General features: G+C 72.6%; 14 protein-coding genes. 10 read left to right on the top strand and 4 right to left on the bottom strand.

The window, feature by feature from the left end; genetic code table 11:
- The first annotated feature begins 181 nt into the window (after positions 1-181).
- From ACH4OW_RS26615 to ACH4OW_RS26600, 4 genes are read left to right on the top strand one after another with little or no spacing between them, the layout of a single operon-like run.
- Positions 182-670 carry a pyridoxamine 5'-phosphate oxidase family protein gene (locus ACH4OW_RS26615; protein WP_360129859.1) on the top strand — a complete coding sequence of 163 codons (489 nt, stop codon included), beginning with the start codon at positions 182-184 and terminating at the stop codon, positions 668-670.
- Between the two features lie 58 nt (positions 671-728).
- Entirely contained in the window at positions 729-3,905 is a 3,177-nt protein-coding gene (locus tag ACH4OW_RS26610) for an amino acid adenylation domain-containing protein (RefSeq protein ID WP_398030339.1), read from the top strand.
- Positions 3,902-5,113: a cytochrome P450 gene (locus ACH4OW_RS26605; RefSeq protein ID WP_398030338.1), complete on the top strand. Its 1,212-nt coding sequence runs from the start codon at positions 3,902-3,904 to the stop codon at positions 5,111-5,113. Before ACH4OW_RS26610 ends, ACH4OW_RS26605 begins: the two co-directional genes overlap by 4 nt.
- A 52-nt stretch (positions 5,114-5,165) precedes the next feature.
- The gene (locus ACH4OW_RS26600) at positions 5,166-6,392 is read left to right on the top strand and encodes a cytochrome P450 (protein ID WP_398030337.1); all 1,227 of its coding nucleotides are present in this window, start codon (positions 5,166-5,168) and stop codon (positions 6,390-6,392) included.
- Here the strand turns inward: ACH4OW_RS26600 and ACH4OW_RS26595 are convergent.
- Positions 6,361-7,923 (bottom strand): DUF885 family protein, encoded by a 1,563-nt coding sequence (locus ACH4OW_RS26595; RefSeq protein ID WP_398030336.1) that lies wholly within the window; start codon positions 7,921-7,923, stop codon positions 6,361-6,363. The two genes, ACH4OW_RS26600 and ACH4OW_RS26595, sit on opposite strands and share 32 nt — an antisense overlap.
- A complete protein-coding gene (locus ACH4OW_RS26590) occupies positions 7,890-8,885 on the bottom strand; it encodes a LysR substrate-binding domain-containing protein (protein ID WP_398030335.1) in 996 nt (331 codons plus the stop codon). The genes ACH4OW_RS26595 and ACH4OW_RS26590 overlap by 34 nt, the downstream gene beginning before the upstream one ends.
- Positions 8,886-9,244: 359 nt before the next feature.
- Between ACH4OW_RS26590 and ACH4OW_RS26585 the strand changes: the two genes are divergently transcribed.
- Together ACH4OW_RS26585 and ACH4OW_RS26580 are read left to right on the top strand one after the other, a co-directional pair.
- Positions 9,245-9,583, top strand: a complete 339-nt coding sequence (locus tag ACH4OW_RS26585; RefSeq protein ID WP_398030334.1) for a hypothetical protein — start codon at positions 9,245-9,247, stop codon at positions 9,581-9,583.
- Positions 9,577-10,878: an MFS transporter gene (locus ACH4OW_RS26580; protein WP_398030333.1), complete on the top strand. Its 1,302-nt coding sequence runs from the start codon at positions 9,577-9,579 to the stop codon at positions 10,876-10,878. Before ACH4OW_RS26585 ends, ACH4OW_RS26580 begins: the two co-directional genes overlap by 7 nt.
- Here ACH4OW_RS26580 and ACH4OW_RS26575 read toward each other — a convergent pair.
- Positions 10,857-11,363: a hypothetical protein gene (locus tag ACH4OW_RS26575; RefSeq protein ID WP_360129839.1), complete on the bottom strand. Its 507-nt coding sequence runs from the start codon at positions 11,361-11,363 to the stop codon at positions 10,857-10,859. The genes ACH4OW_RS26580 and ACH4OW_RS26575 overlap by 22 nt on opposite strands.
- Before the next feature lie 278 nt (positions 11,364-11,641).
- On the bottom strand, positions 11,642-11,848 hold the full coding sequence (locus tag ACH4OW_RS26570; protein ID WP_360129836.1) for a hypothetical protein: 207 nt from the start codon (positions 11,846-11,848) through the stop codon (positions 11,642-11,644).
- A gap of 477 nt (positions 11,849-12,325) precedes the next feature.
- On the opposite strand from ACH4OW_RS26570, the gene ACH4OW_RS26565 reads away from it, so the two are divergent.
- The 4 genes from ACH4OW_RS26565 (at position 12,326) to ACH4OW_RS26550 (ending at position 14,487) form a co-directional block, all read left to right on the top strand.
- Positions 12,326-12,508 (top strand): hypothetical protein, encoded by a 183-nt coding sequence (locus ACH4OW_RS26565; RefSeq protein WP_398030332.1) that lies wholly within the window; start codon positions 12,326-12,328, stop codon positions 12,506-12,508.
- Positions 12,509-12,586: 78 nt separating this feature from the next.
- Positions 12,587-13,456 (top strand): GNAT family N-acetyltransferase, encoded by an 870-nt coding sequence (locus ACH4OW_RS26560; RefSeq protein WP_398030331.1) that lies wholly within the window; start codon positions 12,587-12,589, stop codon positions 13,454-13,456.
- A 99-nt stretch (positions 13,457-13,555) separates the two neighbouring features.
- A complete protein-coding gene (locus ACH4OW_RS26555; RefSeq protein ID WP_398030398.1) occupies positions 13,556-14,224 on the top strand; it encodes an alpha-ketoglutarate-dependent dioxygenase AlkB family protein in 669 nt (222 codons plus the stop codon).
- A 26-nt stretch (positions 14,225-14,250) separates the two neighbouring features.
- Positions 14,251-14,487, top strand: coding sequence for a DUF2277 domain-containing protein (locus ACH4OW_RS26550; RefSeq protein WP_398030330.1), 237 nt, complete (start codon positions 14,251-14,253; stop codon positions 14,485-14,487).
- Positions 14,488-14,497: the final 10 nt, after the last annotated feature.

The following is a 14,497-nucleotide window of genomic DNA, read 5'->3' as shown; positions in this document are numbered from 1 at the left end:
CCCTGTCCTGAAGGTCGCGTGGACCGTGATGAGGGCCACAGCGTGGTTCGCAAAACCGTCTAAAGCGTATGTTTGTCGGCCTTTTGGTCGGGGAGTGATCTCCTCGCTCTCAAGATTGCTGTCGTGGTGGCTTCACCGCGCCAGGACCACTCAGCCGCAGTTACCGAGACAGGAGCCCGCCATGCTGCCCGCCATGCCGCGCCACGACCGTGAGCGATTCCTCGCCGAACCGCGCGTCGGGGTCCTGGGCGTCACCGACTCCAGAGGCGGGGACCGGGCGCCCCTGATCGTGCCGGTCTGGTTCGGCTACGAGCCCGGGGGCGAGGTCGTCGTCGAGACGGGGCGGGAGACCATCAAGGCCCGGCTGCTGCGCGCCGCCGGGCGGTTCAGCCTCTGCGTGCAGGACGAAGGGCGGCCGTACCGGTTCGTCAGCGTCGAGGGGCCGGTCACCGCGGTCGAGGACCCGGTGGATCCCGCCGTGCGCGAGGCACTGGCCCAGCGGTACCTGGACGCCGAGGAGGCGCGCGGGTACCTGGCGGCGACCGCGGACCAGCTCAAGGACGACGTCGTCTTCCGCATGCGCCCGCAGCACTGGCGCAGCGCCGACTTCGCCGCCTTCGCGGCCGACTTCGCCGAAGGGGGCGCCGGCGAGGCCGTCCGTACGGACTGAACGCCCCCGCGCCCGCACCGCCGCACCACACGAAAGTCGTTCGAGCGAGAGAGTCCTGATGACCGACACCTACGTTTCGTCATGCCTGTTACCGCGCTCCCCCCACCGGCCCACCGGCACGCTCGCGCCCGGCTACCCCCGGGACAGCCGCATCCCCGAGCTGTTCGAGGCACGGGCCGCGGCGACGCCGCACGCCCCGGCGGCCCGGCACGGGGAGCGCACCGTCACCTACGGGCAACTCGACGCGCACGCCGACGCGTTGGCGGCACGCCTGACGGCCCTCGGGGCCCGGCCCGGCGACCTGATCGGAGTGTGCGGCAGCCGCTCACTGGAAGCACTGGTGGCGCTGGTGGGCATCCTCAAGGCCGGCTGTGCGTACGTACCGCTCGACGAGGACCTGCCGCCGGCGCGGTTACGGGCCATGGCCGAGGACGCGGGGCTGCGTGCAGCGGTCACCTTGCCTGGCAGCTCGCGCCGGGTGCGCGGGCTGCGCGCGACCGTCGGGGTCGACCCCCTCGACCTCGATGCCGAGCCCGGGCGTCCCGCCGGCGGACCGCCGTCTTCCGCCGACGCGCGCGCCAGCTCCCCGCGCACCGGCTCCGCCTCCGACTGCGCCTACGTGGTGTTCACCTCCGGTACGACCGGCCGCCCCAAGCCGGTCGCGATATCCCACCGCGGCGTGGTCCGCCTGGTGCTGTCCGACCCCGAACTCCCCGCGCCCGCGCCCGGTGACGGGGTGCTGCACGCCTACGGCCTGTCCTCCGACGCCTCGACGATCGAGATCTGGGGCGCGCTGCTCACCGGCGCCTGCCTGGTCATCGCCGACCGGGAAGAGCTGCTCTCGCCCGCCGCTCTGGAGCGGCTGATCCGTGCGGGCGGGGTCACCGTGGCCTATCTGACGACGAGCGTCTTCCACCTCGTCGCGCGGACCCGGCCGGAGGCGCTGGCCCCGCTGCGCTTCGTCTCCGCCGGCGGGGAGGCGATGGACCCGCGCCTGGCCAACGCCGTCCTCGCGGCCTGCCCCGGCACCACGGTGGTCAACTTCTACGGGCCGACCGAGAACGCCGTGGTCTCCACGGCCCATGTGCTCAGCCCCCTCCCCGAAGACGCCGCGCACGTCCCCTTGGGCCGCTCCTTCGGCGCCACCACCTGCCACGTCCTGCGGGCCGACGGCTCGGTCGCGGGGCCGGGCGAGGAAGGCGAGCTGTACGTGGGCGGGGACGGGCTGGCCCTGGGCTACCTCGGCGACCCGAAGCTGACCGCCGAGCGGTTCGTGCCGCTGCCGGCGGTGGAGCCGGGCGGGCTCCTGTACCGGACCGGCGACCGGGTCGTACGGCACGCCGAGGGGCTGCTGGAGTACCGCGGGCGGCTCGACCGCCAGGTCAAGGTGCGCGGCGCGCGCATAGAGCTCGACGAGGTGGAGACCCGGTTACGGGCCCACCCGGAGGTCGGCGAAGCGGTCGTCGAGGCCGAGGCGGATGCTCTGACCGCCTACGTCACGGCCGCCGCGCCCGGCCGTCCCCTGCCGGTGCCCGCCCTGCGCGCTTACTGCGCCCAGTGGCTGGCTCCGCAGGCCGTCCCGACGCTGGTGCCCATGGACCGCTTCCCGGTGACCAGCGGCGGCAAGGTCGACCGCACCCGTTTGAAGTCCGCGGCCGCCGCGCAGCTGCCCGGCGAGGGCGCCGCGGTGGCCGCGCAGGGCGCGGACGAGCCGGAGGCCGAGGGGCTGCTCACAGTCGTCACCGAAGTGTGGCAGCGGGTGCTGCGCGTCCGGCCCGCGCCGCAGGACGACTTCTTCCTCCTCGGCGGGGACTCCCTGCTCGCCTCGGAGGCCGTCACCCGTACCCTCGCCGTGCTCGGCCTCGACGCCGCCCTGGGTTCGTCCCTCATCAGGGCGCTGCTGGCCGCGCCCACTCCGGAGAGCTTCACCGCTGCCGTACGCGAGGCACGCGGCGGCCGCCGGCAGCAGGCGGACGGGGTCGACTTCGAGCGGGAGACCGAACTCGGCTTCGCCCTCCCGCCCGCCGAAGGCCCGACCCCGCACCCGCACGACCCGAAGGACGTACTGCTCACCGGTGCTTCGGGCTTCGTCGGCGCGTTCCTGCTGCACCGCCTGCTGCACTCGACGGCCGCCCGCGTCCACTGCCCGGTACGGGCGACGAACCCGACGCACGCCCGGCAGCGGATCCGCACCGCGCTCGCCCGCTACGGCCTGCGTCTCGACGAGGCCGACTGGCAGCGTGTGGTGTGTTTCCCCGGGGACCTGACCCAGCCCCGGCTGGGGCTCGAAGCCGGTCATGCCGCCGAACTGGCCCGGTGCCTGGACCTGGTCGTGCACAACGGTGCCCGGGTCAACTTCCTCTACCCCTACGAGCAGTTGCGCCCGGCGAACGTCGACGGCACCCGCGAGGTCGTCCGGATCGCGGCACCCCGCCGGGTGCCGGTGCACTTCGTGTCGACCGTCGCCGTCGTCGCCGGATTCGGTACCGCCGGGGTGCGCGAGGTGGCCGAGGACCTGCCGCCGGCCCACGCCGACGGGCTGACCATGGGCTACGCGGAGAGCAAGTGGGTCGCCGAGGGCGTGCTGCGGCGGGCCGCCGAGCAGGGCCTGCCGGTGGCCGTGTACCGGCCGTACGAGGTGACGGGGGACCGTACGCACGGCGCGTGCAACACCGAGACGGCCATCTGCTCGCTGTTCAAGACGATCGCCGAAACGGGGCTGGCGCCCGACATCGAGCTGCCGATGGACTTCGTGCCCGTCGACCACCTCGCCGAGTCCCTGGTGCACATCGCCACGCACCGCCCGGCCGACGGCCGGGTCTACCACCTCACCAACCCGCGCCCCGCGATGCTGACGGACGTCCTGGACCGGATGCGCGCCGCGGGCTTCGCCCTGCGCACGCTGCCGTACGACCAATGGGTCGGCGAGCTGGTCCGCCATGTCGCCGCCAACCCGACGAGCGCCACGGCGCCGTTCGTGTCCCTGTGCGTGGACCGCAGCCGCAACGCCGACATGTCCGTCAAGGAGATGTACCTCAAGGGCACCTTCCCGGTCCTGGGCCGGCGCAACGCCGAGGAGGCGCTGTCGGACAGCGGGCTGCACTGCCCGCCGGTCGACTCCACGCTGCTGGACCGGTACCTGGAGTACTTCTTCACCTCCGGCTACATCGCGCGCCCCGCGCCGGACCAGGCAGCGCCGCGCACCGCCACGACGGGAACGGAGCCCACCGGATGAGCCTCCCCGAAGCCCTCATTCCGGTGCCGGAGGTCGAGCCCGGCACCGCGGGGCCGCCGTGTGCCTACGCCCGCCTGCGTTCCGAGGCACCTGTCGTCAAGGCGCGGCTTCCCAATGGCGAGACCGGCTGGCTCCTCAGCCGCTACGAGGACGTGCGCGCCGCGTTCGCCGACCCCCGGCTCGTACGGCCGCTGCTGTCGGCCTGGCCGCCCCGCGAAGGGGCCGACGCCCCGCCGCCGTGCCTGCCGACCTTCCTGGAGATGACCGGCGCACACCACGAGCGCGTGCGCCGTACCGTCCTGCCGATGTTCGGGCGGCGGCAGCTGGCGTTCATGGAGCCCCGCATCCGGGCGATGGCCGGGGAGCTCGTCGACACGATGGCCGCCGGGGCGGACGGCGGTACGGCGGACCTCGTCGCTTCCTACGCCGAGCCGTTGCCGCTGCGGGTGCTGTGCGAGACCGTCGGCCTGCCGTACGAGGACCGCGACGTCTACCTGCCGCACACCCTGGCGCTCCTCGGCGCGTCCGGGCTGTCCATGGAGGAGGTGCTCGCCGCCCTCTACGCCCTCCAGGACTACGCCGGCGAACTCATCGCCCGCAAGGAACGGGACGGCGGGGGCGAGGACTATATCCGGCTGCTGCTGGCCGAGGCGCGCCGGCCGGGCAGCGAGATCACCCGGGACGACGTCGTCAGCTTCGTGGTCACCATGCTCATGGCCGGCTACAAGACCAACATCCAGCACACGGGCAACGCCCTGCTCGCGCTGCTCACCCACCCCGAGCAGCTCAAAGAACTGCGCGAGGCGCCCGAGAAGACCGGGACGGCGGTGGAGGAACTGCTGCGGTACGTCCCGCTGATGAACGCCATCAACATCCTTGTCGCGACCGAGGACTTCACCCTGCACGGGCAGCGGATCAGCGCCGGTGACGCGGTCGTCCCCGTGCCGGCGTCCGCCAACCGCGACCCGGAGGCGTTCGCCGAGCCCGACCGCCTCCTGCTGACCCGGACCCCCAACGCGCACGTCGCGTTCGGGCACGGACCGCACGCCTGCACGGGCGGGCACCTGACCCGTATGCAGCTCACCATCGCCATCCAGGTGCTGCTGGAACGACTGCCCGGCATCGAACTGGCCGTCCCGGCGGAGACCGTCCCCTGGGACGAGTCCACTCCGCTGCGCGCACCGGCCCGGCTCCCCGTGCGCTGGTGAGCCAGCCCCGGCACCCCACCCCAGACGACCCCAGGAAAGAGGCCCGCACCACGTGACCGCATGGCAGGCGCCCGCATCCGAGGAATGCCCGCACGACAAGCCCCTCCCCCACTACCCGTTCAGCACGCGCGGCGACCGGCTCGCCCCCGAACTCGGCGAGCTGCGCAGCCGCTGCCCCGTGGCACGGGTCAGCACCAACTCCGGTGAGCAGGCGTGGCTGGTGACCGGCTACGAGCTGGCCCAGCACGTACTGCGGGACCGCTTCTACTCCCGCTCCGTGCTGGCCGAGGCGGACAGCCCGGGGCAGGACGCCCCGATCCTCGCGCCCGAACTGCTCGACGCCATGAACCACCTGCAAAAGGCCGGGTTACGCGACGAAGTGCTCCGGTCCCTCGGCCGTGACCAGCCCGAACTGCCCGCCGACTGGGTCGCGGGCATCACCGGCGAAGGGCTGGACGCGATGGTCGGGGACGGCAGTCCCGGCGACCTCCAGCGCTGCTTCGCGGAGTGGGTCGCCGCCCAGTGCATGTGCAGGCTCATCGGCCTGCCCTTCGAGGACCGCGACTGGCTCGCCGTACGGGCCGACCTGGACCTGACCATGGTCACGCCCTCCCAGGAGGATCTCGCCCGCAACTGGGAGGAGATCCGGGCGTACATGGAGGCGCACATGGACGGCCGCCGCCCCGGCGCGCCGCGCGGCCTCGCGGACCGCCTCGCCGACCTCAACGCCGCGCGGCAAGGGCTGACGGCGCGGCAGCTGTCGAACATCCTGGCCGTCCTCTTCGTCAGCGGCTACGAGGACTTCGCCAGCTTCCTGGGCGTGGCGGCCTTCAACCTGCTCCAGCGCCCCGACGTCATGAGCGCGGTGCGCGAGCGGCCGGAGACGATGCCGCAGTGCGTGGAAGAGCTGCTGCGGTGCAGCGTCGTCCTGGGCAACGCGATTCCCCGCTTCGTCACCGGCGACGCCGAACTCGGGCCTGCCCGGGTCAAGGAGGGCGAGATGATCCTGCTCTCCCTGGACGCGGTCAACTACGACTCCGCGGCGTTCTCCGACCCGGAGACCTTCGACCCCGCCCGCTCCCCCAACCCGCATCTGCGCTTCGGCTACGGCCGTCACCACTGCCCCGGAGCCCACCTGGTCCGCCGCCAGTCCGACGTCGCCTTCCGCGTCCTGCTCGACCGCCTGCCCGGCATCCGCCTGGCCGTACCGCCGGAAGAGGTCCCCTGGCACCCGAACCGCATGGCCATCATGCCGGCCGGGATTCCCGTGACCTGGTGAGAGCCGCCGGCAGCAGGCCCAGCGGCGGGGAGCCGAGCGCGAGAACGGCGCTGTGGAAACGCAAGGCGGAATAAACGTTTCCCCAGCGCCGCCGGGCCTCGTCCCGCAGGTCGCGCAGGGCGAGTTTGCCCCAGGTGTAGCGGCCGTAGGTGGGGGCGAAGGTGGCGCGCTCGGCCTCCGCGCGGGCCGCCCGGCCCGACAGGTAGGTGTCCGCCTCGAAGCGCCGGGCGGCCTCCGGCACGTCCATGGCTCCGGTGTGCACACCGATCGCGCAGGCGAGCCGGACCACCCTGATCAGTGCTTCCATGCAGACGCCGATGGCGAAGCGGGGGTCGGCGGCCCGGAAGCCCTCCTCCACCATCAGTTCTTCGCCGTAGTGGGCCCAGCCCTCCATGAAGGTGAGGGACTGGAGGATCTGCCGGACGGGACCGGCGGCCCGGCGCAAGGAGCGGGCGTGCGCGAAGTGTCCTGGCACCACCTCGTGCGCCGTGACGGCGGGCAGTACGGCCGGGCTGAAGACGGTCAGCCACTCCTCGGCGTCCTCCTGCTTCCAGCCGGGCCCCGGCAAGGTGATGTGGTACCAGGAGGGGGCGTCGGGCTCCCCCGGCGCGGCGAACGCCATCATGGCCCAGGTGTCCTGCCGTGCCGGCGGCGTGGGGCCGACCCGCACCTCGCCGTCCAGGTGCGGGAGGAGCGCACGGGCGCGGGTGAAGGCCATCAGCTCCGCGGTGACGGCTCGCGCCCGGTCCAGTACGGCGCCGGCCGGCGGGTGTTCCCGTACGAGATCGCGCACCAGGTCGTGCGGGCGGCGGCCGGGGTCCAGCCGGTGGCAGCCCTCGCGCAACAGCAGGCGCAGCCGTTCCGTTTCCCGGTCCGCCCGGTCGGCCAGCCGGGGCAGGCTGACGTCGAGCCCTTCGGGCGCGCCCATGAGCAGGGCGAGGTCCCGCTCGCCGAGTGCGGAGCGCGGGTCGCCGTGGGCGGCCGCGTGCCGGAGGCACGCCATCAGCCGCCCGTGTGCGTCGCGGGCACGTACGGCGATGCCGGTGCCGTCCAGTCCGGGCGGGATGACCGAGGTGAGGCTGCCGGCCGTGTCGAGCACGGCACGGGCCGTGGGGGCGTCGACCTGGTCGAGTGAGCGGACGGACCCGTCGATCGCGTCGGGCCAGGACGCGAGGTGGGTGCGCTTGGCACGGGCCCGGTCGGCGGCCGGGGCGTACTCCCGGTCGTAGCAGCACAGGTCGAGGTTGAGGAGGTGGGGCAGCGGGTTGCGGCGGTGCATCTCCAGGTCGCCGTAGACCGTGCGCAGGGCCGTCTCGAAGACGCGGAGGTGAGCGGCGTCGTGGGGGTCGGCCGAGGCGGGGCGGGGGGCCGGCTCGCGGGCGCCGGGTACGGGGGCGCCGAGCTTGGCCAGTCCGGAGCGGATGCCGCCGGGGGAGAGATCCTGGACGCGGCCGTCGTATTCGTGCAGGCCGGCCTGTTCCCGCACTTGCTCGATCATCAGGTCGCAGACCGCGCGTAACCGAGCGTCCATGGCCGCGTATTCCTTTCGGTTCCGTTCCTGGTCCGATCAGCGGCCGACCGTGCCGGAAACCATTTCGCGCTCCTTGCGTGCCACTTCCAGCAGAATACCGGCCATGCGTTCCGCCGCCGGCGAGTGCCGCCCCTCGGGGAGTGCAATATACACCCGGCGCGGCGGGAATTGTCCAGCCAGAGAATGCAGAGCGAATTTTCCACTACTGCCGCGAGCAACCCAGGAACGAGTGTGACGCCGGCCGACATCTCCACCAGCCGGCTGACCGCATGCCAGCCCTCGACCTGGAAATGGACCTGCGGCTCGAACCCGAGTGCACCCTTGAATTGCGACTGCGGACCGAGGCAGTCCGGATGGGTTCCCTCGATCCACGATTCTCCCGCCAGGTCGCACAGTTCACGCGGGGAGAACTTGTCACGAGCGGCCTGGTTGTCGGTGGCGGCGGCGAGGAACAATTCGTCTTCGAGCAGCGGCAGCACGTCCAGCCCGCAGGTCTGCTCCCCGGCCAGGTCCCAGCCGGTGACCAGCGCGATGTCGATCAGCCCGGACCGCAGGTCCGCGGCGTGATGGCGGGTGGTCGAACCGGACAGGGAGAGCCCCACCTGCGGGTGGTGTTCGGCGAAGCGCGCCAGCGACTGCGGCAGGAGGTACGCGTTGGCGCTGGCGAAGCCGCCCATCCGCAGCCGCCCGCCGCGCAGTCCGCCCATGGCCCGCAGCTCCTGTTCGGCGGCGACGACCTGGGACAGGATGCCGCGGGCCCGGTCCGCCAGCAGCGCGCCCGCCTCGGTCAGCCGCACGCCACGGCCCAGCCGCTGGACGAGTTGCGCACCCGTCTCGTGCTCCAGCGCCTCGATCTGCCGCGAGACGGCGGGCTGGCTGAAGGACAGCGCCCTGGCCGCGGCCGACATCGACCCGCGATCGGCGATCTCGACGAGTACGCGCAGGCGATGAAGGTCCCGCATGCCCGGAAGGTATAACACTCAACCGAAACCCGCAATTGCGCCCTTTTGCGGATTCGGCAATCTCGACGAGTACACGTAAACCCGGCGGGCCACGCATGTCCGGACGGTATAGCAGCCATGCGAAACCTGCAATTGTGCTTCTGCGCCGGATCCGGAAATCTGAAGACGGTTGCCCTTCCGGGCAGTCGGCCGGAAGCAGAGGAAGGGGATATACCATGAGTCCCACGCCCCAGCAGAAATCACCCGAGCGGGGCGCCGCCGATTTGGCAGCGCCCTGCCGGCAGTACTCCTGGACTCCGGAAGTACACGACTTGTACGGCGACCCGGAGGCCATCCTGCGCAAGGTGGACTCGCTCAGCATGGAGCTCACCGAGCGTCGCATTTTCATTCTTCTCACCGAGAGCGAAGGCCGGGCCCAGGTCCGTTTCTTCGAGCAGGTGGCGGGCAAGAAATACGCGGTTTCCGCGTGGACCGGCGAGTCCCTCGACGGCGTCGGCGGCGCACTCGGCGACACCATCCTGAAGAACAAGGGGGTCAACTGCGTCGGCGAGCAGGTGCGCGGCCTGCTGTCCGCGTACCTCACGGACGCGCCCACCACGGTGCCGGCGCCGGCCAACGCCCGGGCGGCGTTCGCCCACACCGTCCGTGCCCACGGCGAAGGCACGTTCACCCGCGCCACGTTCGCCCTTCTGTGCTGACACCAGCGGCCCAGCGCCGATCCGGCCGTCCCGACCAGAACGGGGACGGCCGGGTCTTCGCGCGCCTGTGGGCCGCGACGGCATCGGCGAACCTCGGCGACGGACTGGTGCTGGCCCTGGTCCCGCTGCTCGCCGTACAGCTGACCGCGTCCTCGGGCCTGGTCGCGGGGGCGAAGCTGGCGCACACCCTGCCCTGGGCGGTGACCCCGCTGCTGGTCGGCCTGCTCGTCGACAGCATGGACCGGCGCCACCTGATCGTCTTCTGCAACCTCGTGCGCGCGGCGGTACTGGCCGCCCTCACGACCGCCCTGCTCCTCGGCGCCGCCGCCCTGTTCGTCCTCTGCTTCCTCTACGTGGCCGCGTTCTGTCTCGCGGTCGGCGAGGCCGTCGCCGACATCGCCACGACCGCGCTCGTCCCCTCGGTCGTGCCGCGCCACCGACTGGAGTGGGCGAACTCCTGGATACGGGGGACGGAGTCGGTGCTGAACGAGTTCGTGGGGCTGCCGCTGGGCGGACTGCTGATCGCCGTCGGCCCGGTGTGGGCCGCGGGCGGCGCCGGCGGGCTCTACCTCGCCGCGGCCGGCGCCATGCTGATGCTGCGCGGGAGGTTCCGGCCGGCGGGCCCGCCACCCGGCGCGGACGCCGCCGGAAAAGGACGGCACCTGCTCACCGGAGGGCTGCGCATCCTGTGGCGCAACCGGCCGTTGCGCACCCTGACGCTGATGAGCACCGTCATGGCGGGCTGCTGGAGTGCGTGGCTCGCCGTACTGGTCGTGTACACCGTCCAGGGCCCGGTCGGCCTGTCCCCGACCGGCTACGGGCTGCTGCTGACGGCCCTGGGCTCCGGTGCCGTGCTCGGCGCCGCGCTGGCGCCGCGCCTGGCCCGGGCCCTGGGGATCCGCTGGATACTGGCCGCCGACGTGGTCGCCGGCGTCGTCATGCTGGGCACCCCCGGCGTGAGTGCCGACGTCGCGGCGATCGCCTGCGCCACGTTCCTCGGAGGGGTGGGCAGCGGGCTGTGGAACGTGGAGGTCGTCTCCCTGCGCCAGCGCCTGGTCCCGCACGGTCAGTTGGGCCGGATCGGCGGCGCCGTCAGGTGTCTCGGCTGGGGCGGTATGCCGCTGGGGGCCGCGCTGGCCGCCGGGCTCGCCGAACTGGCCGGCCCACGCGCGGTGTTCGCCCTGGCCGCCGTGCTCACCGCGCTCACGCTGATCCCCCTGCTCCGCATCCTGGACGCACCGGCCCTGGACGCTCCGGCACGAGAGGGCCCGGGTCAGCCCGCCAGGCGGCCGTAGAGGGCCATGGGGGTGACGTAGCCCGGCCAGCGGCCGTCGTCGAAAAGACGGATTCCCGCGTCGTGGTAACTCTGGTCGACGAGTTGGGAACAGATCATGTGTCCGGTGGCGGCCACATAGCGGCGCAGGCCGGGAAAGGGCAGGCGCAGGCGGTGGACGGCTATCGCCAGGTAGTCGAGGAAGCTGTACGGGACGCCTTCGTAGCGGCGGCCCGCGGCGCAGACCGCGTCGCGCTGCCTGTCGGTGAGTCCTTCCGGGCACACGTACAGCACGTTCGCACCGTCGTAGACCGACAAGGAGCGGATGACGGCGCCGCCGGGTTCGCCTTCGATGAGCATGCCGTCGGTAAGCACGAGGAAGGCGTGCTGATACTCACCGAAGCCATTGCCGTTCAGCCACTGGCCGATACGGATCAAGCGGCCGACGTCGCCGCTTATTTGGGTGAGGCCGATGTCGCCGGGCATGGGCGGCTGGGCATGCTGCATCTGCGGCTCCGGGGCACACAAGTGGGGGTGAGTTTCCTGTGTGATACCCATTTCGGAGCCGCTGAAAGAGAGTTGGGGAGGAAATGCCCGGGGGATCAATCGTGCGGGCCGCGGGCGACGGCGCGCGGGCGGCCCCGGTCCTGCCGGGGCGCCGTCACGTCGTCGGGCGAGGAACGGCGGGCGAGGCGGGAGAGGCGCCTCGCCCATTCCTGTCGCGGGCCGGCAGGCACACCCGGTGAGGTGCCGGATGTGCCCGCCATCAAGGCGCGCTGGAGCAATTAGTCCTGCTCCAGGTCCCCGAATCGGGCTGCCGAGTTCCAGTTGCCGCTGCCCCAGTTGTGCGAGGCGTAGCTCGGCGCGCTGGTGTACTTGCTGATGTTCACGAGGTCGTCGTCGTGACCATGGGCCTGGGCCGCGACGGCGCCGGCGGCGGACAGGCCCACCACCGCGAGGCCGACGAAAAGCGGACGCATGACAGAACGCATACCAACATCCTCCTTTGAGGCGTGCTGAGAGTGACTGACACTGCCGATTGAACCCTCGGCGGCCGGTCATATGAAAGGAGAAACGCGAGTTTTCTGGCGATATACCCGGTTGGCCTATAGAGCGAAAGAGGCTGGTGCGGGAAGAGCGCAGGCGGAAATTCCGGCGTGCGCCCGCAATTCCGGGCTCCTTGCGGAAGTGCGGCGTTCGGAGTTCACGGTGGCGGTGATGTGGGCGGTGGGTGCCGAACGGGTGACAGGGGCCGTGGCGGCGGGTGGGGCGGACACGGGAGCCGACCGCGCGGGGACGGACGGTGTGGGGCTGGACACATAGGGAGCAATCCGCGCTTCGGGCTCTTACCGGTCTTCGCTGGTCAGCCGCATATGTGCGCTGCACGTGTCGCGCCGGCGCGGCGGTGCGGCAACCGGGCGCGCTCCGGGGAGGGTTCGTTGTCAGTGCCCGCCCCTAGCATGTACGCCATGTCCCCGATTCCTCCCCCTCCCATGGGTGCGCCCGTGGCCGCCGACGCGAACGAAGCGATCCGGCGGTTCGTGCGCGCCCGCCGTGGCCGGTCGTGGACGGCTGAGGACCGCGCGGAGTACGCGCGGTTGCTGGAGATATGGACTCGTGCGATGCGCCGCACCACCGTCGGGGCCGCCTGATCCGGAGCCGGCCGCGGCGTACGGCCGCGCATCGGAATTCGTTGGCGGCCCGTGGCGCACTGCTGCTTGTATGCGCACGTGAACCCTGCCGAAAGTGACGCCGTCCGCCGCGCCGACGCCCTGTTGGATCAGTTGCTCGCCCGCATCGAGGTGTATTACGACGCGGTCCCGCGCAGCGCCGCCCGCGCCGAGGACTTCGGCGCGCTGACCCTCTTCGTACGCGAGGGGCGGGGCTGGCCGTACTACGCGCGGCCGACTCCGGGGTGGACGGGCGAAGCGGCGAGCGCCGCCGGGGTGGACCGGGTCCGGGCCAGGCAGCGGGAGCTGGGCGCGCCCGAGAGCTTCGAGTGGGTCGCCGAGACCACGCCGGGGCTGCGGATCGCGGTGGAGGAGACCGGGCTGGCGGTGCACGAGCACCCGCTGCTCGCCCTCGACCTGGACGGCGGCGGGGCGCCGGACCCGGCGGGCACGGCCGACGGCGTGACCGTGCGGGTGCTGGAGGCCGGTGATCCGGCGCTGGCGTACGCCGTCGCCGTACCGCACGTCGCCTTCGGGCAGCCCGACACCCTGGTGGGCGAGGCGGGGGCCCGGGAGCTGGCGGAGACGGCCCGGGAGCTGGTCGAGGACGGTTCGGTGGACGGGGTGGCCGAGCGCATACGGAACGGGTACACCGTGGTGGCGGTGGCGGAGGAGGACGGCTCGGCCCTCTGCGCGGGCCGGCATCAGCCGGTCGGCGCGGTCAGCGAGGTCGTCGGTGTCGGTACGCTGCCCAGCGCGCGCCGCCGCGGGCTCGGGCTCGCGGTCACCGCGGCGCTGGTGGCCGACGCCCGCGCGCGGGGCGTCGGGACCGTGTTCCTGTCGGCCAACAACGACGAGGTGGCGCGGATCTACGAGCGGCTGGGCTTCCGGCGGGTCGCCACCGCGCTGATCGCGGAGCCGGGCGAGTAGGGGAAACTGGAACGGAAGGGGCCGGGCCCGGAAGGCGTGGTGGCCGGGTCCGTATGACCCGCATGCCACGCCCCGACCAGGAGTGATGTCCTCGTGACCATGCCGCTGCCCGGCTTCGGCGGTACGGAGCGCCTGCGGGCCCGGCCCGCGCCGGGCGCCGTGCACGTTCCCGGCTGGCTGCCCCTGGAGCGGCAGCGGGAGCTGGTGGCCGCGTGCCGCGGCTGGGCGCGGGGGCCGGTGCCGATCCGGCACACCCGGCTGCCGGGCGGCGGTGTCATGTCCGTGCAGACGGTGTGCCTCGGCTGGCACTGGCAGCCGTACACCTACAAGCGCACCGCCGACGACGTCAACGGCGCCCGCGTCGCCGGGCTCCCCGGCTGGCTGGCCGAGCTGGGGCGGGCCGCGCTGGTCGACGCGTACGAGGACGCGGCCGCGGGCGACGGCTACGCGCCGGACACCGCGTTGGTCAATTTCTACGACGGCCAGGCCAGGATGGGCATGCACCAGGACAAGGACGAACGGTCCGGCGCGCCGGTCGTCTCGCTCAGCATCGGCGACACCTGCGTCTTCCGCTTCGGCAACACCGAGTCCCGCAACCGGCCCTACACCGACATCGAGCTGGCCTCCGGCGACCTCTTCGTCTTCGGCGGGCCGTCGCGGTTCGCGTACCACGGGGTGCCGAAGGTACGGCCGGGGACCAGTGACCCCGCGACCGGGCTGGCGAGCGGGCGCCTCAACATCACGCTGCGGGTCACCGGCCTGGCGTAGCGGGGCCCCGGAGGCACACTGGACGTATGTGCCGCAGCATCAGGACTCTCCGACCGCCCGCCACCCCCGAGGTGACCGAGGACGACATCCGGGCGGCTGCTCTGCAATACGTCCGCAAGGTCTCCGGGTTCCGCGCGCCGGCCGCGCACAACCGTGAGGTGTTCGAGCAGGCCGTGGACGCGGTGGCGGCCGCGACGCACGACCTGCTCGCCGGGATCCGGGTACGCGGTGGCGGCAGCGGCCCCCGGATCCGGCCGGACTGACGGGCGGACC

This window comes from Streptomyces sp. NPDC017056, from assembly GCF_044332485.1.
Classification (GTDB): domain Bacteria; phylum Actinomycetota; class Actinomycetes; order Streptomycetales; family Streptomycetaceae; genus Streptomyces.
This window is presented reverse-complemented; position numbering and strand designations above follow the sequence as displayed.